Origin of the sequence: Clostridium sp. 1001283B150210_160208_E6 (assembly GCF_015669365.1) — a bacterium.
Classification (GTDB): Bacteria; Bacillota; Clostridia; order Clostridiales; family Clostridiaceae; genus Clostridium; species Clostridium paraputrificum.
This window is the reverse complement of the sequence record NZ_JADPAA010000014.1, coordinates 52,808-74,242: the sequence shown is the minus strand read 5'-3', so window position 1 is coordinate 74,242 and position 21,435 is coordinate 52,808. Positions and strand designations below refer to the sequence as shown.

At 28.6% G+C, this 21,435-nt stretch carries 17 protein-coding genes; 14 read left to right on the top strand and 3 right to left on the bottom strand.

Annotated features, from left to right (window positions below; genetic code table 11):
* Window positions 1–84 precede the first annotated feature (84 nt).
* The 7 genes from I4V16_RS13835 (at window position 85) to I4V16_RS13805 (ending at window position 12,601) form a co-directional block, all read left to right on the top strand.
* Window positions 85–5,931: a GH92 family glycosyl hydrolase gene (locus I4V16_RS13835; RefSeq protein ID WP_195966904.1), complete on the top strand. Its 5,847-nt coding sequence runs from the start codon at window positions 85–87 to the stop codon at window positions 5,929–5,931.
* 181 nt (window positions 5,932–6,112) lie between these two features.
* The gene (locus tag I4V16_RS13830) at window positions 6,113–7,021 is read left to right on the top strand and encodes a DUF2935 domain-containing protein (RefSeq protein WP_111918454.1); all 909 of its coding nucleotides are present in this window, start codon (window positions 6,113–6,115) and stop codon (window positions 7,019–7,021) included.
* Between the two features lie 306 nt (window positions 7,022–7,327).
* Window positions 7,328–8,563 (top strand): cytosine permease, encoded by a 1,236-nt coding sequence (gene codB / locus I4V16_RS13825; RefSeq protein ID WP_111918456.1) that lies wholly within the window; start codon window positions 7,328–7,330, stop codon window positions 8,561–8,563.
* A gap of 12 nt (window positions 8,564–8,575) precedes the next feature.
* Window positions 8,576–9,841 carry a cytosine deaminase gene (codA, locus tag I4V16_RS13820; RefSeq protein WP_195966903.1) on the top strand — a complete coding sequence of 422 codons (1,266 nt, stop codon included), beginning with the start codon at window positions 8,576–8,578 and terminating at the stop codon, window positions 9,839–9,841.
* Between the two features lie 130 nt (window positions 9,842–9,971).
* The gene (locus I4V16_RS13815; RefSeq protein ID WP_195631522.1) at window positions 9,972–10,490 is read left to right on the top strand and encodes a hypothetical protein; all 519 of its coding nucleotides are present in this window, start codon (window positions 9,972–9,974) and stop codon (window positions 10,488–10,490) included.
* Complete coding sequence (locus tag I4V16_RS13810; protein WP_195631523.1) at window positions 10,480–11,100, top strand: hypothetical protein; 621 nt, start codon at window positions 10,480–10,482, stop codon at window positions 11,098–11,100. Before I4V16_RS13815 ends, I4V16_RS13810 begins: the two co-directional genes overlap by 11 nt.
* A gap of 241 nt (window positions 11,101–11,341) precedes the next feature.
* Window positions 11,342–12,601, top strand: a complete 1,260-nt coding sequence (locus tag I4V16_RS13805; protein ID WP_195631524.1) for an ATP-binding protein — start codon at window positions 11,342–11,344, stop codon at window positions 12,599–12,601.
* A 24-nt stretch (window positions 12,602–12,625) separates the two neighbouring features.
* Here the strand turns inward: I4V16_RS13805 and I4V16_RS13800 are convergent, their stop codons facing one another.
* Entirely contained in the window at window positions 12,626–13,600 is a 975-nt protein-coding gene (locus tag I4V16_RS13800; RefSeq protein ID WP_195631525.1) for an HD domain-containing protein, read from the bottom strand.
* Window positions 13,601–13,717: 117 nt separating this feature from the next.
* Here I4V16_RS13800 and I4V16_RS13795 point away from each other — a divergent pair, with 117 nt between their 5' ends.
* The 4 genes from I4V16_RS13795 to I4V16_RS13780 are packed head-to-tail and all read left to right on the top strand — an operon-like array spanning window position 13,718 to window position 16,488.
* Window positions 13,718–14,254, top strand: coding sequence for a sigma-70 family RNA polymerase sigma factor (locus tag I4V16_RS13795; RefSeq protein WP_242979746.1), 537 nt, complete (start codon window positions 13,718–13,720; stop codon window positions 14,252–14,254).
* Between the two features lie 8 nt (window positions 14,255–14,262).
* Entirely contained in the window at window positions 14,263–14,682 is a 420-nt protein-coding gene (locus tag I4V16_RS13790) for a PadR family transcriptional regulator (RefSeq protein WP_111938186.1), read from the top strand.
* Entirely contained in the window at window positions 14,673–15,926 is a 1,254-nt protein-coding gene (locus tag I4V16_RS13785) for an FtsW/RodA/SpoVE family cell cycle protein (protein ID WP_195966902.1), read from the top strand. The genes I4V16_RS13790 and I4V16_RS13785 overlap by 10 nt, the downstream gene beginning before the upstream one ends.
* 1 nt (window position 15,927) lies before the next feature.
* Entirely contained in the window at window positions 15,928–16,488 is a 561-nt protein-coding gene (locus I4V16_RS13780; protein WP_195966901.1) for a VanZ family protein, read from the top strand.
* Window positions 16,489–16,528: 40 nt separating this feature from the next.
* Here I4V16_RS13780 and I4V16_RS13775 read toward each other — a convergent pair whose 3' ends face one another.
* Window positions 16,529–17,524 carry an aldo/keto reductase gene (locus I4V16_RS13775; RefSeq protein ID WP_049177968.1) on the bottom strand — a complete coding sequence of 332 codons (996 nt, stop codon included), beginning with the start codon at window positions 17,522–17,524 and terminating at the stop codon, window positions 16,529–16,531.
* Between the two features lie 138 nt (window positions 17,525–17,662).
* Between I4V16_RS13775 and I4V16_RS13770 the strand changes: the two genes are divergently transcribed.
* On the top strand, window positions 17,663–17,962 hold the full coding sequence (locus I4V16_RS13770; RefSeq protein WP_049177949.1) for an ATP-dependent Clp protease adaptor ClpS: 300 nt from the start codon (window positions 17,663–17,665) through the stop codon (window positions 17,960–17,962).
* A gap of 11 nt (window positions 17,963–17,973) precedes the next feature.
* Complete coding sequence (locus I4V16_RS13765; protein ID WP_195963515.1) at window positions 17,974–20,187, top strand: AAA family ATPase; 2,214 nt, start codon at window positions 17,974–17,976, stop codon at window positions 20,185–20,187.
* Window positions 20,188–20,205: 18 nt separating this feature from the next.
* Here I4V16_RS13765 and I4V16_RS13760 read toward each other — a convergent pair whose 3' ends face one another.
* Window positions 20,206–20,721 (bottom strand): nitroreductase family protein, encoded by a 516-nt coding sequence (locus I4V16_RS13760; RefSeq protein ID WP_195966900.1) that lies wholly within the window; start codon window positions 20,719–20,721, stop codon window positions 20,206–20,208.
* Window positions 20,722–20,845: 124 nt separating this feature from the next.
* Between I4V16_RS13760 and I4V16_RS13755 the strand changes: the two genes are divergently transcribed.
* Complete coding sequence (locus I4V16_RS13755) at window positions 20,846–21,403, top strand: DUF6512 family protein (RefSeq protein WP_195966899.1); 558 nt, start codon at window positions 20,846–20,848, stop codon at window positions 21,401–21,403.
* Window positions 21,404–21,435: the final 32 nt, after the last annotated feature.

The window sequence follows — 21,435 nt, the reverse complement described above, 5'->3', positions numbered from 1 at the left end:
TTCTTTATTAGTACTAGATGAGACGATTTTCGTTATGTGGTCATAGAAGCTAAATAAATTAAATATAGAGAAAGGAAGAAAAAAATGAAAGTTAAGAGTAAAAAAATACTTACGACTTTATTAGTAACGGCTTTTACTGTTTCAACAATGAATTGTACTACTGTTTTTGCAATGGTAGATAAGTTTATTCCAGAAAAACAAGGAAAAAAGGTTCTATTTGAAACATCTTTTGAAGATAATGAAGAAAATAAAGAATTTTTAGAGACAACTATTGATAATACAAAAGGAAGTATTAATGTATCTGGTCTTGAAGAACCAGTTTTTATTGATGGAAGCATAAACAACAAAATTATAAAATCTAGTATTAAGTCATGCAAATCGCATAATGATAATGAAATTGCACAAAATTTATTTGATGATTCAACAAATACAAAATTTTTAGCTTATAATGGAAGCGCTATAAATGAATCAAATCCAGTTTGGGTTTCATTTGAAGTTAAAGATAAAGTAAAGGTGGATCGTTATCAAATTGTATCAGCTAATGATTCGCCAGAGCGTGATCCCAAGAGTTGGAATTTATTTGGATCAAATGATGGAGATGAATGGACAAAAATAGATTCACAAACAAATCAAGTTTTTAACAAAAGATTTGAGCGAAAAGAATATAGGATAGAGAATCCTTCAGAATATAAGTTCTTCAAGATAGTAATTAATGAAATAGCAGGCAGTAATCGTACTATGGGGCAATTTTCAGAATTAAATCTTGGAACTGGTATAAAAGAAGATAATAATACTATTGAGAGTATGACAACAACTATTTCTAAAGGACCAACAGGAACTTGGAATCAAGCTTCAGGTAAAGGATGGAGTGGAACTAATGCTTTAAAAGTAGCAGGTACCCATATAGGAAATGAAAGAGCTTATTCATATAATGTAATTTATGAAGATTTAAATATAAAAGTAAAAGAAAACACAAATTTAAGTTATAAAATTTTTCCTAGTATGATTGATGAATCTGATTATGATTATGATTATACACAAATGCATATTGCAGTTGATGTAGAGTTTACAGATGGATCATTTTTAAGTGAGTTAGGAGCAATTGATCAATATGATACTAAATTGAATCCTCAAGCACAAGGAGATAGTAAGATATTAACAACAAATCAATGGAATTATATAGCAAGCAATATAGGAAGCGTTGCAAAGAATAAAACTATAAAAAATATTCTAGTTGCATATGACAATGATGAAAACACTAAGTCTAATGATGCTGAATTTAAAACATTTATAGATGATATAGAAATTTATAATGAAAAGTTGGTTGAATTTAAGCATAAATCTGATTATGTAAATATTTTACGTGGAACGAATGATTCACCAAGTTTTTCACGTGGATTAACTGCACCAGCAGTAACAGTACCACACGGATTCAACTTTTTTGTGCCAGCTACAAATGGAGATGATAACAAAATTTACAATTATCAATTAAATGGTAACACATTTAAACATATTACTATATCACATGAACCATCATATTGGGTTGGAGACCGTGGAACATGGCAATTTATGATTAACACTTCAATAGATATTGGAAGTGTTAATAGTGGAGATGAAATTAATTCGTCTGCACGTCAGGCTGAATTTTCACATGATAATGAAATAGCAAAAGCACATTATTATTCAGTAACTTTTGATGAAGGTTCTAATGCAAGTAATTCACAAATGGAGGTTACTCCAACATTACATGGAGCTGTTTCAAGATTTACATTTGATAAAGATTCAGAAAATAGAAATATAATATTTGATTCTACAAGAGCCTCTGGAACATTAAAATATAATAAAGATGGAAGTTTTGAAGCGTCAAGTAATCATACTAGTAATGGTATGCAGACAATGTATATATATGGTGAGTTTTCAGAAAAGCCCGTATCTACAATAGTACAAAACTCTAAACAAGGAATTGCAAGCTTTGATAGTGATGTTGTTGAATTAAAACTTGCTACTTCATTTATAAGTATAGATCAAGCTAAAAAGAATCTTGAACTTGAGATTGGTAAAAATGATGATTTTAAGTCAATATTTAAACAAGCTCAAAACACTTGGGATGAGACTTTAGATACTATAGATGTTAAAGGAGCTACTAAGGATCAATTAACAACATTATATTCAAATTTATATAGATTAAATGCTTATCCTAATTTATTATCAGAGAATGCTGGAACAAATGATGAGCCGGTTTGGAAATATAAATCTCCATATGGAAACCATGATGTTGTAGATGGAACATTATATTATAATAACGGTTTTTGGGATACTTATCGTACAGCATGGGCAGCATATGGATTATTTACTCCAGAAAAAGCTACAGAATTATTAGATGGATTAGTTCAACATTATAATGATCAGGGATATGTACCAAGATGGATTGCACCTGGAGGTACTAATTCAATGGTTGGTACAAGTTCAGATATTATTTTTGGTGATGCCATTGCAAAAGGAATAGAATTTGATTGGCAAAATGCTTATGAATCTGCAATTAAAAATGCAGCAGTTGCAGTGGATTCCTCAAATTTAACGAATGGTGGACGTGCACAATTGAATACATCTATATTTGAAGGATATACAGCACATAATATACAACATGAAGGTTTTTCGTGGTCAATTGAAGGATATATAAATGATTATGGAGTTTATAAATTAGCTAAGAAATTAGGTTATGAAGATGAAGCAGCGTACTATTTAAACAGAGCACTAAATTACTCTAAGTTGTTTAAATCTACTGGTGATAGTGTAGAAGATAAGTGGTTAAGAGGAAAGAATGCTAATGGAGATTGGTCATACTCTGATGAAGAATTTAATCCTTTCTTCTGGGGAGATGATTACACTGAGACAAATGCATTTAATATGTCAGTTTCTGTACCTCATGATGGTCAAGGATTGGCTAATTTATATGGTGGTAGAGCTGCATTAGGAGAAAAGCTTGATACTATTTTTGAAACCAATGGAGACTATTGGGGATATGGAGCGGAAGAAAGTATAGGTGGTATCCATGAACAGAAGGAAGCAAGAGAAATTAAATTAGGACAATATGGACATTCCAATCAACCATCTCATCATATCCCATACATGTATAATTATGCTGGCCAGCCTTGGAAAACTCAAAAATATGTAAGAGATATCTTAGATCGTGCATATGTTGGAAGTGACTTGGGGCAAGGGTATATTGGAGATGAAGATAATGGTGAAATGAGTGCTTGGTATATATTCTCAGCACTTGGATTCTATCCAGTTTCAATGGGAAATGATGAGTATGCTATCGGTTCACCATTATTTGATGAAATAACTGTTCATTTAGATAATGGTAAAGACATTAAAGTAATAGCTAACAATAATAGCGATGAAAATATCTATATTCAATCTATGAAGTTAAATGGAAAAGAATATAATAAAAATTATATAAAACACTCAGATATTGCTAGTGGTGCTACTATTGAATTCGAAATGGGAAGTACACCAAATACAAATTGGGGATCAAGTGAAAATTCACTACCTACATCAATTACAGATGGAGATGAATTACCAGACCCATTAGAAGATGTAACTATAGCTAGTGTTAAAGAAACAAGTTATCCTAATAGCAGTGATCTTGTAGATAGCTTATATTCAAATGTAACAGAATCTAAGAATCTTTTTGATAACAATTCAAATACTGCATCTATTCTAAATGAGAGTGGTAAAAGTGAAGTTATTTATACCTTTGGTAAACCAACTAAAATTTCAATGATGACTTTGACCTCTGGAAAGGATGGAAGTGCTCCAAGTGGATATATATTAAGTGGTAGCCATGATGGAGAAGTCTGGAAAGTTATAGATGAAAGAGATGAACTTGAATTTGAATGGCAACGATATACAAGACCATTTAAACTACCGGAAGAGAATTGTGAAGGATTTATAAAATATAAAGTAGAGTTGATTGGCGGAGAAACATTAGCAGAAATTGAGCTGTTGGGACAAGAAGGAGATACTTCAACAATAGATAAAGATACACTTAATAAATTAATAATTAATGCAAAAGTTATTGATCAAAGTAATATGACAAAAGTAGCAAAAGAGTTACTAAATAATGCAATAAAGAGTGCTGAAGAAGTTGTTAATAATGAAAGTTCAACTCAAGAAGAAATTATTAATAAATATCTGGAGTTAAAAAAAGTTATAGACAGAGTTAATTCAATTAGGATAGCGAAAAACCGAATAGAAGCTGAGGAGTTTAGCTCTGCACATTCAGATATAGTAAATGATGGTGAGAATATTGGTGGCGTAAAGAAGAACACTTGGGCAAAATATAATGATATTGCTTTTGATGGTAATGAGGATAGTTTAGAACTTTATTATTCAGCTCAAAAGAAGGATGCTGGAGGATATGTTGAAGTTTATATTGACGGTATGGAGGGGGATCCAATTGCTAAGATAGATGTTCCTATAACAGGTGATAATTGGAGTACTTATGTTTTAGCAGAGGGAAATTTAATAAAGGATGTTGAGCCAGGATTACATGATATATATTTAGTATTTAGAAATGATACGGATACACCGTATGTTTCAAATGTAGATTATTTTAGATTTGGAAATAAAATAGATGCTAATGTCAATGTAATTGGAGAAGGTAGTGTCAGTGAAGGAATAGCATATGAAGGCAGACCTTATACAATAACTTTTGATGGTGAAGTAAGTCATGTATTTGTTAATTGTGTAGAAGTAGAATTTGATAAAGCAAAGAATTCGTATACAATAGATAATTTGACTTCAGAAACCGAAATTGTTGTTGTGTTTGGAGATTTAGTACCTTATAAAATTATAACAGAAGTCCAGAATGGTGATGCTACTGTTGAATTAAGTAAATCAGAAGCAACTGGATATGAGGAAGTATCATTAATAATTAAAGATATTGAAAAAGGAAAAGTATTGTCATCAGTTAAACTTAACGGTGAAGAACAAACAATTCCAAATTCAGTTGATGGGGTTTATACAATTAAACTGGTAATGCCGTTTGAAGATGCAAAGGTAGAAGTTATTCTAGAAGATAGAGTTGAGATGATGAATGTTAAAGTGAATCCTTCAGAGAATGGTGAAATTTCTACATCGGCTATAGATAACCAAATTGCAAAAGGTGATGATCTACTTATTAGTATTATTCCAAACGAAGGATACAGATTAGAATCATTAATTATAAATGGAAATGATATGACAAGTCTAGTAGAGTCTAATAAATTAGTCTATAAAGGAGTAAGTGAAGATTTAGAGATTAGTTCTAAATTTGTTATCAATACAAACAAAGAAGAGTTACAAAAAAATATAAATTTAGCAAATGATGTGGTGGAAAAAGGATTTTTAGAAGGTGTAAGTAAAGAAATAGTTGATGAATTTAATAATGCATTAGCGGTAGCAAAAAATATAAATAATAATTCAAATTCTAATCAAGAGGATATTAGTAAGGCTAGTATTGATTTAAGGAATTCAATAAAAAAAGTTATGGAATTTGAGAGGGTTAATAAAGATGAGCTTAGACAATATGTTGGTGATATTGAAAATATTGATTTAAGCGTATATACAGAATCTACTGTAGCTGAATTCACTAAAGCATTAAAAAATGCTAGAGATGTTTTAAATAATGAATTAGCTACTCAAGAAGAGGTTGATAAAGCATTAAGTGATTTAAAGGTTACTAAAGGTTCTTTAACTAAAAAAGAGGAAAATACTAATAAAGAGAATGGAGAATCAGAAAAACCAGGCGGTATTAATAGTGATAGTAGTAATAGTCTGGATACTCCTAAAACAGGAGATGTTTCATCAATAAGTCAATATATATATGCTATTGTTAGTGCAGGTGGTGGATTATATTTATTATTAAAAGGAAAGAGAGAAAGTTAAATAAAATAAACTAAAGCTAATATCGAGAAGAGCTATAAAAAAGAGTTAGTCAGATGAAAGCTGATTTCTGTATTGTACAGGAGTCAGCTTTTTTTGATTAAGTTTTATTAAAAGAATAAAAGTGTTAACAGATATATTTTTAAAATAGTATAATATAATAAAATTTTTAGGGAGAAGGATTATGTTAAGTAGTCAAAGGTATTTAACTTTATCACTAGAACTACATTTGTTCTTTGGACGGATTATGAAGGAACACTCTATTTTTTTGGAGGCTAGCTTTACCCCAAAAAACTCCAAACTTTCCAAGGAGGCAGATAGTTATAAAGTAAGGTTTGAAAAACTTCTATTAGATACTATTCGAATAAGTGATGGATTTCCAAGGAAATCAGTAATAGATTCTGGAGAAATTTTCACTGACTATACTTTAAGTACAGAAAAAAAGACTCAGTACTACACAGGAATTGACATAAATTCTAAGATAACTATATTAGAGAAAGCTTTAGGTTGTGAATCTAAAAAACATATTGATTCTAAAATGTTAAAGTCTGTATGTGAAATTAATAATCGAGCTAAAAAGTTGGTTAGTGGCCTAATAGAGTTAAAGGAAAGAATTTTAGATGAAATGCTATGTTGCAAGCTATTTACAGTTAATTATCCTTTACTTATTGAGCATATTTTACGTGAAGCCAAGTTGTATTATTCATATATAGATGCACTTGAGAATGATAAAGATATTGAAGAAGAGGATATGGTAAAGGTTGAATTATTTTGGGATCAAATTATGATGGAACATTCTTTGTTTATAAGAGGACTTCTTGACCCAAGTGAAAAGGAACTGATAAGCACAGCAAACCAGTTTGCAAATGAGTATAGTGAGTTAATTAAAAAAACAGACAATAAGGATATTATGCTTATAGAAGGAGCTCCAAATGATACATTAGCTGAAACAATTAAATTAAGAGATTTTAAGAAAGCAGGTGCAGAAGGTATAGATGATTGTAAAATAAAATCTATAATATTACCACTTCTTGCTGACCATGTTCTAAGAGAGGCAAATCACTATATAAGAATATTAAATACTTATGAATAAAAGATAATTATAAGGATAAGAGTAGTTATTAATAAAGGAATTTGTTAAAAATTAAGTAAAAAAGGAAAAATAATAATGCTATTGACTAATTTCGACACTGTAATATATAATGAATCCAAGAAAACTAGTCCTTTAAATTAAATCCAGAGAGATTAATAAGGTCGAAATGATACGGCAGAGATAAAATAAAAAGATGCACGAGTGAATATCTTTTTATTAAGTATAACGACCTTTCTATATAGAAAGGTCGTTTTTTTAAAATATGAGTACTGGTTTTCCTAAATATAAAATTTAGGGGGATAAAAAATGGAACAAAAGACAAAAAAACATGATAGTGACTATGCACTGGAGCATGTACATAAAAGAGATAAAAAAGGGTTCTTTTCAATGTTTGTGGTTATGCTTGGATTTACGTTTTTCTCAGCAAGTATGCTGACAGGAGGAAATTTAGGGACAGGCTTACCATTAAAAGATTTCTTTATAGCAGTATTCATAGGAAATTTAATACTAGCATGTTATACAGGAGCATTAGCTTATATAGGAGCTGATACTGGACTTTCAATGCACTTATTAGCTAGATATTCATTTGGTGAAAAAGGTTCATATTTAGCATCATTTGTAACAAGTATTACTCAAATAGGTTGGTTTGGTGTTGGAATAGCAATGTTTGCAATACCAGTAGCAAATAGATTTAATATAAATCTATACTTATTAGTAGGAATTACAGGAATACTAATGACAGCAACAGCTTACTTTGGTATGAAGTCACTAACATTGTTAAGTGCAATAGCAGTACCAGCTATTGCAATATTAGGTAGTACATCAGCTATAATGGCAACAAATTCAGTTGGTGGAGTTCAAGGATTAATGAATATAGACCCAACAACAAAGATGACATTAGTAACAGCTGTAACATTATGTGTAGGATCATTTATAAGTGGAGGCACAGCTACACCAGACTTTGCAAGGTTTTCAAAGAATAAGAAGGTTGCAGTTTCAACAACTGTAATAGCATTCTTTATAGGTAACTCACTAATGTTCTTATTTGGAGCAGTTGGAGCAATGGTTACAGGAAATTCAGATATAGCGGATGTTATGTTCTCACAAGGGTTAGTAATACCAGCAATATTAGTTTTAGGTTTAAATATATGGACAACAAATGATAATGCAATATATACAGCTGCATTAGGACTTTCAAATATAACAAAATTGCCTAAAAAGCAAATGGTAATCATAGGTGGATTAATAGGAACTGTAGGTGCAATATGGTTAAACAATAACTTTACAGCATTCTTAACATTCTTAAATTCAATGTTACCTCCAGTAGGTGGAATAATAATAGCAGATTACTTCTTCGTAAAGAAGAGAAAGTATGATATTATAGAAAAAACAGAATTTAAAAATATAAACTGGGTAGCTATAGTAGCCTTCTTAGTAGGGTTCATAGTTGCAAATGTTGTTACAGTGGGAGTTATAGCATTAAATGCAATTATAACAACAGTGTTAGTTTATGTAATAGGAACAAAAATAACTAATAAATAAGGTGATGATAATATGTTAATCAAAAATGTTAAACTTCTAGATAGAGAAGGGTTATTTGATATAAGAATTTTAGAGGGAAAGTTTAAAGAAATAGATTCAAGCTTACAAGCAGTAGAAGGGGAAGAGGTTATAGAAGGAAATGGAGCTTTAGCATCTGCTCCATTTATAGAAACACATGTTCATTTAGATACCACTTTAACAGCAGGAGAACCTGAGTGGAATAAAAGTGGAACTCTTTTTGAAGGAATTGAAAGATGGTCTCAAAGAAAAGAATTTTTAACTAAAGAAGATGTAAAAACTAGGGCTAAAAAGGCAATAGAGTGGCAAGTAGCAAATGGAATTCAATTCATAAGAACACATGTTGATGTTACAGATGAGAGTTTAGTTGCTTTAAAGGCGATGGTTGAAGTAAGAGAAGAAGTTAAGGATTATGTTACATTGCAAATAGTAGCCTTTCCTCAAGAAGGAATTCTTTCATATCCAAATGGATTAGAACTAGTTGAGGAAGCTATAAAGCTAGGTGCAGATGTAATAGGTGCTATACCTCACTTTGAATTTACAAGGGAGTATGGAGTTGAATCTATAAATAAGATTTTTGAATTAGCAAAAAAATATAATGTATTAGTTGATGTTCACTGTGACGAAATTGATGATGAGCAATCAAGATTCTTAGAGGTTGTAGCTACAAGAGCTTTAGAAACAGGTCTAAAAAATAAGGTGACAGCTAGTCATACAACTGCAATGGGATCATACAATAATGCCTATACATATAAATTATTTAGACTTTTAAAGATGTCAGGAATAAACTTTGTTTCAAATCCTTTAGTTAATACTCATCTTCAAGGAAGGTTTGATACATATCCAAAGAGAAGAGGTATTACTAGAGTTAAGGAGCTTAATGAAGCAGGAATTAATGTATGCTTTGGACATGATGATATCTTTGACCCATGGTATCCAATGGGAACAGGAAATATGTTAGAAGTAGTTCATTTTGGGTTACATGTATGCCAAATGATGGGCTATGACGATATAAATGAATCTCTAAAGTTTATATCAACCAATAGTGCAAGAACCTTAAATATAGAAGATAAATATGGAATAGAAATAGGTAAGCCAGGTAATTTAATTTTACTAAATGCTGAAAGTGGTTATGATGCAGTAAGAAGAAGAGCAGAAGTTTTATACTCTATAAGAGAAGGTAGAGTAATTGCTAAAACATTACCAAGTAAGTCATTTATAAATTTAGAAGAAGAAAAAGAAATTACTTTTAAAAGATAGTACTAAAAGAGCTAGTTTATACTAGCTCTTTTAATTTTTCAAAACGCAACATAGGTGGTATAAATTGTAAAGAGTGGAGATAGCTGATACAATAAAAGTGATAAGAGAATTTATGGATGGGAGGAATATAATGTATTCATATAAACAGTTAACAGATTCAAAGAATATAAATATGATTAAAAAAGCTCATGGAAAATTTTTAATTCCGCTTATAGTATCAATGGTATCTATTATGAATATAATATTAGCTCTGTTATTTTATCTTGCTACTAAAGATATGTTTTTAAAAACATCTTATCCTATATACATACTTCTAGCTTTAATTGTACTACAGATAATTTTAGGGGTAACTATATATGGCAAGTATATAAATAAAGTAGTTATGGAATTGAAGAAATCTAATGGAGAAATTGAGATTGGTTTTAATGAGAAGGGACTTACTATTAAGAAGAATGAAACATTAATAGAAATTTCATGGGAAGGAATTAAAGAAGTTAGAATATATGATGGCTATATAATATTTGTTAGTAAAATTTCTTGTGTATTAAGCCGTATTATGACTTTTGATGGTTTTAATGTTGAAAGAGATGTAATAATTTCTGATATAGAAAAATATAAAGAGGTGAGGTGGTATTACAATGAATTTTAAATTTTCACCTTCTAAAAATGAATTTGAATATAGAGAGTATATTAACTATAGGGTAAGTAGTGCGGTGGTTAATAAAATCTATATGTCCTGTGTAAAGTTATTAGGGTATATACTGGTATTTATAAACGTATTTAAGCTTTTTAATAAATATAAATTTGCATCTAATATTACTACAGCTATTTTATTATTATTTTTAGGAATAACAGCTATAGTAATTCTTATATGTTTATTAGGAAACAAGATAGGTATGAAAAAATATAAAAAGCAATTTGTTGATATTGATACTATATACTCTTTTAAAATGGATGAATGTACAATATATAGAGAAAATAAACATTCATATATTGAAGCACCACTTAAATCAATAACTGAGATAATAAAAATTGATTCTGGATTAATTATTAAGTTAAGAGATATTAGTGAAGATATATTTATTCCAATTAAGTCTTTGCCTATTGAAGAAAAAGAATTTATCCATTATATAGAGGATAAGAACAGTGAATTAGAAGTGAAGGAATATAAGAGCAGTAGTAAAAAGAAATTATTTAAACTATGTTTAGAGGGGTATGGATTACTTATTATTGCAATTATTTTAGGGCTTGCACTATAAAATATTATGGAATTAATAGTATAATTGCCAGCTAGTAGATAAAAAGCATGCAAAAAATAAAAGTAGCTTAACGTAGAGTTAGGCTACTTTTATTTTGGTTTAAATTAATTATTAATTTGATTGTTATGTGATAAATTAAAATAATAATGTAAAAACATTCATAAGATATTTAAAATAGTATCAATAAATGATATAATTTTATAGAAAAATGTCGAATGATGTTATGGTGGGAGCGATTGGTTTGAGCATACAAATAGCAGATACAATAAACAGTATATTGCAAGGTTTCTTGTTTATATTATGTATTAATTATTGTGTACAAGATAAATATAAAAAAAGTAAGGTATCTACTGTATTATTATCATTATCAGTATGGATAAGCCTTCAAATATCATTTATTGTTATTGGAAATTCAAGCTTAAATATTATAGTTACGCATTTAATTATATTGATTATAATATGCATAGCTTATAGAAAAAATTTGTTACGTGCTTATATAGTATTTTGTATTATATATTTAGCTGTTGGATTAAATGCAATAGTTATGTCCACCATATTTAATTATATGGTTATTAATAATGTTTCATTTAAATACGTAGAAATAGCTATGATAATCACTATATATTTACCACAGTTTATAATGAGTTATTTTATATTAACTCATAGGGACGCTTTGCATAAGATTTATAGTAGTATAAGATCACAAAATTATTCTGTAATTTTCTTAACAATGATTAGTATAATATTTGATTTTGTTGCATCAATTAATATTATTTTAACTTCGGAAAATAATGATTTATTTATAAAGATTATATTTACGTTACTATCAATATTTTTAATTAGTACAGTTATTTATTTTGCTAGTGTAGAAAAGAAAAGTAGAGAAATTTTAGAGCTAAATGAAGTCCTTGAAGAAAAAGTAAAAGAACTTAAAAAGGTAAAGCATGATTATGGAGCACAAATTTCATATTTATATGGATTATGTTTAATGGAAAGATATGAAAGATTAAGTTGTTCGTTAAAGGATATAATTAATGGACATGATAATATACTAGATGCAGTATATATTGGAAAAGACAGTGATTCTATAATATCAATAGCTGCTAAAGGAATAGTAAGACAAGGTATAAATCTTATAGTAGACGAAAAGGCAGATTTGTCAGATATAGATATTTCTGAAATGGAGTTGCAAAGAATTATTTCTAATATAGTAAGTAATTCAGTTACTGCAATGGATGGAAAGGGAACATTATCTATTAGAACATATTACAAAATAAAAAATATAGTTATTAAAATAGAAAATGATGGCCATAAGATAGATGATGATAAGATTGATAAAATCTTTGATGTAGGTTTTTCAACGAAGGAAAACTCAGATAAGAATCATGGTTTTGGATTAGCTATTGTTAAAGAAATAGTTGATAAAAATAAAGGGAATATTGAAGTTTTTAGTAATGCAGAAAACACACAATTTAAAATATCTCTTCCGAGAAGACTATAAAAAGAGTTAGGTGACTAACTCTTTTTATATTATTATCTTTATATAAGATCCCTTGATGGATTTTTTTATTGCATCTTCATTTACTTGTCTAATATATGAAGATAAATTAGATATTTTATTTAATGTATTATTTATATAAATAGTAGGGTCAATTATTCTTAGTTTATTAACTTTGTGTATATCATAGTTTGAACTATCTTCTATTACTTTTATATTTGGAGAAATAGAATTCAGTAAATTAATTATTTCAGGATCGTTTGAGGACCTTAGAGCAGTTAATAAGTATTCATCATCTTCTAAAAAGTTTTCTAGGGTTATTATTTCTTTCTTTAATGCTAACTTTAAAACTTCTGCAAATCTATAATTAGAAAATATATTTAAAGGGTCCATAAAGAAATCAATAACTTCTTTATAATAAGTTTCTACAAACCACTCACCTGTTTCAAGGGAGGTAATTACTATTTCATCATTAATAACTTTAATATTAGATAGAAATTTTTTTACATCTTCAATAGTAATTATCCCATTGTTATACATATCTCTAAGAGTATAGTCTATTCTATCTGCACAAAGTTTAGGAGCTGACTTTTCTAATATGCTCCACTTTTCATGATTAAGCAAAATATCCTCATAATTGTAACCATTACTTTCTAATATTTTAGGAATGTCAGATTTATTAATTACATCTTTTAAAATCATTTCATGATAGTCTTCATTTTTATTATCTAAAACAGTATCAATAACATGGGAAAAAGCAGTATGTGAAATATCATGAAAAAGTCCTGCAATCTGTTCTTCAATACTTCCACCTAACAATCTAATTAATAGCATAGTTCCAATAGAATGATTATATCTAGTAATATTCAATTTTGGATTAACTAAAAAACTAGCTCCACCTTGATGAATTTTTTTTAATCTTTGAATTTCCTTTGTATTTATTAAAATCTCAAATATGTTTTCTACCTGAAATTCTCCATATAATATATCTTTTATTATCATTTTATCCTCCTTAATTAGGATTTTATAATATGAAATAATATTTTATCACAATTTTATTTTATAATGAAACTAAATATACAATTCTACCATCATTATAAGTGAAGGGTGGGAACGCGCGTGGAGATTAAAGCTATGAGTGAAGTAAGTTCAGAAGAGATATTAGTATCAGTTTATAACGAAACCTATGAGGATATTTTTAAATATATATTATCGAAATGTAGAAATATAGATGATGTAGGCGATTTGGTTCAAAATACATACCTAAACTTTTATAGAGCATTATCAAATAAAAATATAAAAGATTATAAAAAGTATCTTATTAGGATTGCAAGAAATGAGGTATATAGACATTACGGTATTTTAAAACTGAGTCAAAATTTTATTCCTATTTTTTCCTCAGAGAGCGAGGAAGAGTTTTTTAATTTAAAAACAGATTTAAAGGTTGAACACAACTATGATGAAAAGCTACTTTGTGATTCTATATGGAAATATTTAAAGGATAAGGATTCATTAACTCTTAAAATATTTATTTTATATTTTAACAAGGATTTAAAAATAAAAGATATAGCTAATATATTAAAGGTTAATGAGTCTACTGTAAAAAATAGACTCTATAGAACTATGAAAGAAATAAATAAGGAATTTAATTTGTAGGTGATATTATGAATAAAAAAGATTTAATAAAGAAATCAATAGATGAAAACTTAATTTCTAAAGACGAAATATTAACTAATATTTTAAAAAGAGTTAATGAAGAAAGAATAACTACAAATAGTGATATAGATATTATGATATTAACTTTGATTAGCAGAAAAGATATGTGTGGATATGAAATATTGAAGGAAATTGAAATTAAATCTAGGGGGAGTTTTACTTTAAAAGAAGGAGGAGTATATCCAATACTTCATGGACTAGAGGGGGAAGGGTTACTTACTTCTTATTGGATAGAGGATGAGATTAATAAAAAGTATTATAGATTAACTGATAAAGGAAGAGAGTATATATCCAAAAAGGAAGAGAGTGCTGATTATAATAAAAGCACCAAAAGAGTGTTGAACTTGGAGGGTATGGGATGGAAGTAAAGGGAGAAGAGAATATAATTAAATATTTAGAGTCTGTTTGCCTTAAGATTAAAAGTAAGAGAGCACACAATCAAATTAAGGAAGAATTATATGCTCATATAGAAGAAAAGAAAAAAGATTATATTAAATGTGGTGATAGTGAAAAAATAGCAGAAGAAAAAGCATTAAGAGATATGGGAAGTTCTGATATCTTAGGAGAAGAATTGAACAAGGTTCATAAGGAAAAGTTTAATTATAGAATATTAATTACAGTTGCCTTTCTAATTATAACAGGGATAATTACTATGTATTCATTAAGAGGAAATGCATATAATTATTTGGGAAATGAATATTTTTTTATAAATAAGATGATTATTTACACTACTTTGGGGATAGGAGCATTTCTATTAATATCATTTTTTGACTATAGAAAAATAAAAAATAAGTCTGCGCATTTATATATATTATCGATAGCTTTATTTATGGTTTTGCTTTTGTTTAATAGTCCTATAAATGATATTAAAGGTTGGATTAGCATTGGCCCAGTAACTGTTAATATAAGAGATTTAGCAGTTAATATATTCTTAATTTCATTAGTAGGAATTTTTAAAGATATTAAATGGGATACAAAAAAAGGAATGATTTATGGATTGATTTTAAGTTTTATTCCCTTAGGCTTCTTGATGATATTAAATTATTCTTTAGGAGTAGCACTAATATATACAGTAACATTAATCTATTTAATACATATTAGTACAAAAAATAGAAAACTTACTTTGGGGTTAATGTTTATCTTTATAATAGCTTTAATTTTAATCTATAGTCAGAATAATTATGATAACTATTTACATAATATTATAAAAGAATTATTAGAGTCATCGGTGTTTATAGGGAAAGGAACGGGAGTTAATCTAGATATAATTCCGAATAATATCTCAGATTGTATTATAGCATCGTTAATATATAGTTTTGGATGGGCATTTGGAGTATTAGTATTATGTTTGGTTTTATTTTTAATTATATATATGTTTAAAATTAGTGGAAAGATATGCGATATCTATGGAAAAAGATTAATTATTGTAATATCAACTATATTTGCATGCCAATACGCATTAGGGTTTTTATACAATTTTGGAATTTTGAACTTTTATTCTGTTTCAATACCTTTTATAAGTTATGGAGGTTCCAATATAATAATAAGCTTTCTTGGGATTGGAATTATAATGAATATATACATGGGAAAAAGCTTAAGGGGAGAGTATTAATATGTTAGGAATGAAATTTGCATTTATAGTAGGAAGTATAATAATTCTTATTATAGAAGTAATTAAATTTATAAAAAGGAATAAAGAAGAGAAGTTTTTGAACTTTAGAGAATTTATGGGTTTAACGTTTAAATTTTATATACTTATGGTTATTATAGTAACGTTTTTTCCTTTAGTGATAGGTGGTTATATAGGAAAACCATCTATGAATATAGTACCGGTTTTTAATACTATAAAAGATATATATGAAGTACCAATAGGAATGGAGAGTTATATGGTTAGATTTTGGATTAAAAATATACTTGGAAATATCCTTTTATTATTACCTCTAGGTATATTCATACCAATGTGTTTTAAAAGACTAAGAAGTTTTAAATCAACAGTAATTACTTGTGCATTGGTATCATTATCTATAGAGGTGGTTCAGTATATATCTATGTATTTTGGAAATTTTAGATCTTGTGATATAGATGACATTATATTAAATACTCTTGGTGGAATGATTGGGTTTATAATTTATAAGGTGATTGATAAAAAAGTTGATTTAAGAATAGAATTTTAGAATAAGTAAGAAGACTTGGTTTGTGGCCAAGTCTTTTAATTTATTCAAAACAGATAGAATCAATTTTTCTAAGTTCTTCTTCAGAAAAATTAGTCCCATTAACTATTTTTATATTTTCTATTATTTGTTCTGGTTTTGAAGCACCAATAAGAACACTAGTTACAACTCCATCCCTTAAAACCCAATTAAGGGCCATTTGAGCTAATGTTTGTCCGCGCTCTAAGGCAATATTGTTAAGAGAATTAATTTGTGCTAGCTTTTTATCAGTTAAAATACTCTCTTTTAGAAAACGACCATCTGATTTTATTCTACTATTTTCAGGAATTCCATTTAAATATTTATCTGTAAGAGTTCCTTGAGCTAGTGGACTAAAGGCTATAATTCCTTTACCCTTTTCTTTTGCCATATCCTTTAATCCATTTTGTTCTATAGTTCTATCAAAAATGGAGTATCTATTTTGATTTATAATAAATGGGCATTTTAGTTCTTCAAGAATGTTACATGCTTTTTCCATAGTTGAACCATCATAGTTTGAAAGTCCTACATACAATGCCTTACCACTCTTTACTATGCTATCTAATGCTATCATAGTTTCTTCTAAAGGAGTTTCAGGGTCCATACGGTGGTGGTAAAAGATATCAACATAATCCAGCCCCATACGTTTTAAACTTTGGTCTAAACTAGCAATTAAATATTTTCTACTTCCCCAATTTCCATAGGGACCTGGCCACATATCATAACCAGCTTTAGTGCTTATTAATAATTCGTCTCTATATGAACTAAATTCATTTTTTAATATACGTCCTAAATTCATTTCGGCGCTTCCGTATTCTGGTCCATAGTTATTAGCTAAATCGAAGTGAGTAATTCCGTTATCAAAGGCGGCAAAGCACATTTCTTTCATATTATCATAAGGAGCATTAGTTCCAAAGTTATGCCAAAATCCTAATGAAATTAAAGGAAGCTTTAGTCCGCTATTTCCGCACCGTTCATATTTCATATTTCCATATCTTTCTTTTGATGCAATATAAGTCATTTTTAACCCTCCCATAAATTTATCTCCAATAATATTTTATCACTATTAATAGAATGTATAAATGTGATTGAAAATAAATTACTTTTATAGTAACTTTACTATTATAATAAAATATAGATTAGATGTAGGAGGATAACTATGGCAACTAGTACATCAATAACTGAGAAGACAAGAGCTAAGGTGAAAGAACCTAAAAGATATAAGGTTATTATGCATAATGATGATTTTACCTCAATGGAGTTTGTTATATTTGTTTTAATGAATATATTTAATAAAAATGAAATGGAAGCTAATGATTTAATGATGAAAGTACATAAGGGTGGAAGTGCTATGGTAGGTACTTATTCTTATGATATAGCAAGAAGTAAGGTAGAAGAAACTACATTATTAGCAAGACAAGAGGGATTTCCATTTAAGGTTACTATGGAAGTTGCATAGGAGGAAAGAAAATGAGACTATCTGCAGTAGTAGAAGAAATAGTTGTTAAAGCTATAAATTATGCCAAAGAAAATAATCATGAATATATAACTCCAGAACATTTATTATATATGACAACATTTAATGAGGATTTTAGTAAGGCTTTCAAAAATGTTGGTGGAGATACTATTAAATTACGTGAGGACTTACAAGGATATATTAATGAAAATATAAATATTATTGAAGGACATGAGCCTCAAGGAAGCCACTCTTTCAATGAAGTGATTTTATATTCATCATCTAGAGCACAAGCTAGTGATAGAAATCAAGTTGAGTTATCACATCTTTTAGATGGTATTATAAATTTAGAAGAGAGCTACGCTGCTTATTATCTGTTGTCTCAAGTTGAATGGACTGACCTTTTATATGAGTTATGTGATTTGCAGGGGGAAGAAAGAGTAAATAAAGAGGTTATAGCTGAAGAGGGGGAGAAAAAAGAAATAAAGGATGAAGGATGGAAAGCTTATGTAACCTGCTTAAATGATGTAGTAGAGGGTTATTCACCTCTTATAGGTAGAGAGTTAGAACTTGAAAGAACTATGCAAATTTTATGCAGAAAATATAAGAATAATCCTATACACATAGGTGAGGCAGGGGTAGGGAAGACTGCCATTACCTTTGGGCTTGCAAGACTTATTAATGAAGGAAAGGTTCCAGAGAAATTAAGTGATTCTAAAATATTTTCAATAGATTTAGGTGGGCTTTTAGCTGGAACTCAATATAGAGGAGATTTTGAGAAGCGTTTTAAAATGGTTATGGATGGAGTAGCAGAGTATTCTAATCCCATTCTTTATATAGATGAAATTCATAATATTGTTGGGGCAGGAGCAATTAACGGAGGAACTTTTGATGTATCTAATATGTTGAAGCCATACTTAACAGAAGGTAAGATAAGAGTAATTGGGGCAACAACTTATGATGAGTTTAATAAGCATTTTTCTAAGAATAAAAGTTTACTTAGAAGGTTTCAAAACATAGATATAAAAGAGCCTTCAGTAGAAGAAACTATAAAAATATTAAGTGGTTTAAAAGGTTATTATGAAGATTATCACGGAGTAAAATATTCTAAAGGCACTTTAGAACATGCAGTGGAATTAAGTGATAAGTATATAAATGAAAGATATTTACCTGATAAAGCAATTGATCTAATTGATGAAGCAGGTGCTTATAGAGTGATGCACCCATTAAAAAAGAAGGTTCAAACTGTTGATAATAAGCTAATAGAAGAGGTTTTATCTAAGATTTGTAATATACCAAAACAAACAGTAGAAATAGATGAAATTGAAAAGTTAAGCAAGCTAGAAGATGAACTAAAATCACAGGTATTTGGTCAAGAAGAAGGAATAAAAGAAGTAGTTAAGAACATAAAACTTTCAAGGGCAGGACTTAATGATGATAATAAACCTGTTGCTAGTTTACTATTTGTAGGACCAACAGGTGTTGGTAAAACAGAAATTGCAAAAACTCTAGCTAATACTTTAAACATAGAACTTATAAGATTTGATATGAGTGAGTATGTAGAAAAACATACTGTTGCTAAGTTAATAGGAGCACCTGCTGGGTATGTAGGATATGAAGAGGGAGGCCTATTAACAGATAGCGTAAAAAAGAATCCTCATTGTGTGCTATTACTAGATGAAATAGAAAAAGCCCATAGTGATATATTTAATATTCTTCTTCAAGTTATGGATTATGCTACATTAACAGATAACCAGGGGAGAAAAACGGACTTTAGAAATGTAATTCTTATAATGACTTCAAATGCAGGAGCAAGTAAGGTTGGCAAAAGTTTAATTGGATTTGGAGATAGGGAGGTTACTAGGGAAGGAATAACTGAAGAGGTTAAGAAAATTTTTACCCCAGAGTTTAGAAATAGATTAAGTAAGGTAGTAGTATTTAATCCTATAAATAAGGAAATGAGTAGAAATATTGTGTTAAAGCAACTTAATTTATTAAAGGATAAGTTGAAGGAAAAGAAGATAGATTTAAGCTGGGAAAATTCTTGTATAGATTTCCTTGAGGATAAGGGAATTAGTGAAGAATATGGTGCAAGAGAGATAATAAGAGTTATAGATAAAGAAATTAAATCTCTACTTGTAGATGAAATCCTTTTTGGAAAATTAAAAAATGGTGGTAAATGCACAATAGAATATGAAAACAATGAAATAAAGGTGATACAGCAATAAGCTGCATCACCTTTTAAATTAGAACTTGTTGTAATGAACTTTATTTAAGTTAAATGAGGTGTCATCATAAGGTATCTTTACTTCATCCTTATAACCTAAAGTAATTATACTTAGTACACCATAATTATCCGGTATGCTTAATACATTTCTTACTTCTGTTTCAGAATCATCATTTTTACCTTGTCTATTTCTCATTTGTATCCAACAAGATCCTAGTCCTAGACTCTCAGCTTCAAGTTGAATTAAGGTTGAAACAATAGAAGCATCTTCTATCCAAACATCACTTATTGAAGAGTCAGCAATTACAACTATAGCAACAGGGGAAGTTTTCAAAGCAAGTGTGCCCATGTTTTTACACTTTTCAAGTTTTTCTAAAGTAGACTTTTCATTTACTACTATTAATTCTACTGGCTTTTTGTTCATAGATGATGGTGCAAGAAGTGCCGATTTTATTATTTTATTTATTTTATCTTTTTCAATAGGTGTATCTTTATATTTCCTTATACTTCTTCTATTTTTTAATAGTTCTAACATATAATCACTCCCTAAATTAAAATTAAATATATTATATCATTTACTTATAAAGAATTTATGAATAGATATACTTTTAGATGCAGCTTTTCATATAATATAAAAAAATTAACATTAAGGAGAGTATATGTTCAATAAATCATACTTAATAAAAAAATATATATTGTATGGAGTTATTGCTATAGTTCTTATTTCATCATTAAGTCACTTTTTATATGGTTTTAGTGGAAATATAAAGATTGTAGGAATTTTCACACCAATAAATGAAAGTATATGGGAACATCTAAAACTAGCTTTTTATCCTACGGTATTATGGTGGGGAATGGGATATTTTATATATCGCAGAAAAATGTATATAGATATAAGAAAGTGGATTATGTCTATGACCATATCTATAATTATAAGTCCTATTATAATAATTATTTTCTTTTATACTTATACAGGTGCCCTTGGTATACAAAACTTAGTACTTGATATATTTTCACTTATACTGGGAGTTTTTATAGGGCAATTAATTGGATTAAAGTATTATGAGAATTATAAATATAATAAAGTAGTATTTTATTCTTTGCTGTTTATTTTGCTACTTGATATAGTTTTATTTACTTACTTCACATTTAATCCACCTAATATCCCGCTTTTTATTGATTCAACTACTGGACTTAGAGGAATTTATTTGTATTAATAAATATATAGAGAAGATGGATGGGAGTATAA

What these genes read in the sequence shown, in the direction of transcription:
- I4V16_RS13815 (WP_195631522.1), top strand. Translation starts at nt 9,972, where the DNA reads ATGTATTCATATAAACAGTTAACAGATTCAAAGAATATAAATATGATT.
- codB (WP_111918456.1), top strand. Translation starts at nt 7,328, where the DNA reads ATGGAACAAAAGACAAAAAAACATGATAGTGACTATGCACTGGAGCAT.
- I4V16_RS13800 (WP_195631525.1), bottom strand. Translation starts at nt 13,600, where the DNA reads ATGATAATAAAAGATATATTATATGGAGAATTTCAGGTAGAAAACATA.
- I4V16_RS13775 (WP_049177968.1), bottom strand. Translation starts at nt 17,524, where the DNA reads ATGACTTATATTGCATCAAAAGAAAGATATGGAAATATGAAATATGAA.
- I4V16_RS13770 (WP_049177949.1), top strand. Translation starts at nt 17,663, where the DNA reads ATGGCAACTAGTACATCAATAACTGAGAAGACAAGAGCTAAGGTGAAA.
- I4V16_RS13755 (WP_195966899.1), top strand. Translation starts at nt 20,846, where the DNA reads ATGTTCAATAAATCATACTTAATAAAAAAATATATATTGTATGGAGTT.
- I4V16_RS13830 (WP_111918454.1), top strand. Translation starts at nt 6,113, where the DNA reads ATGTTAAGTAGTCAAAGGTATTTAACTTTATCACTAGAACTACATTTG.
- I4V16_RS13765 (WP_195963515.1), top strand. Translation starts at nt 17,974, where the DNA reads ATGAGACTATCTGCAGTAGTAGAAGAAATAGTTGTTAAAGCTATAAAT.
- codA (WP_195966903.1), top strand. Translation starts at nt 8,576, where the DNA reads ATGTTAATCAAAAATGTTAAACTTCTAGATAGAGAAGGGTTATTTGAT.
- I4V16_RS13835 (WP_195966904.1), top strand. Translation starts at nt 85, where the DNA reads ATGAAAGTTAAGAGTAAAAAAATACTTACGACTTTATTAGTAACGGCT.
- I4V16_RS13760 (WP_195966900.1), bottom strand. Translation starts at nt 20,721, where the DNA reads ATGTTAGAACTATTAAAAAATAGAAGAAGTATAAGGAAATATAAAGAT.
- I4V16_RS13790 (WP_111938186.1), top strand. Translation starts at nt 14,263, where the DNA reads ATGAATAAAAAAGATTTAATAAAGAAATCAATAGATGAAAACTTAATT.
- I4V16_RS13780 (WP_195966901.1), top strand. Translation starts at nt 15,928, where the DNA reads ATGTTAGGAATGAAATTTGCATTTATAGTAGGAAGTATAATAATTCTT.
- I4V16_RS13810 (WP_195631523.1), top strand. Translation starts at nt 10,480, where the DNA reads ATGAATTTTAAATTTTCACCTTCTAAAAATGAATTTGAATATAGAGAG.
- I4V16_RS13785 (WP_195966902.1), top strand. Translation starts at nt 14,673, where the DNA reads ATGGAAGTAAAGGGAGAAGAGAATATAATTAAATATTTAGAGTCTGTT.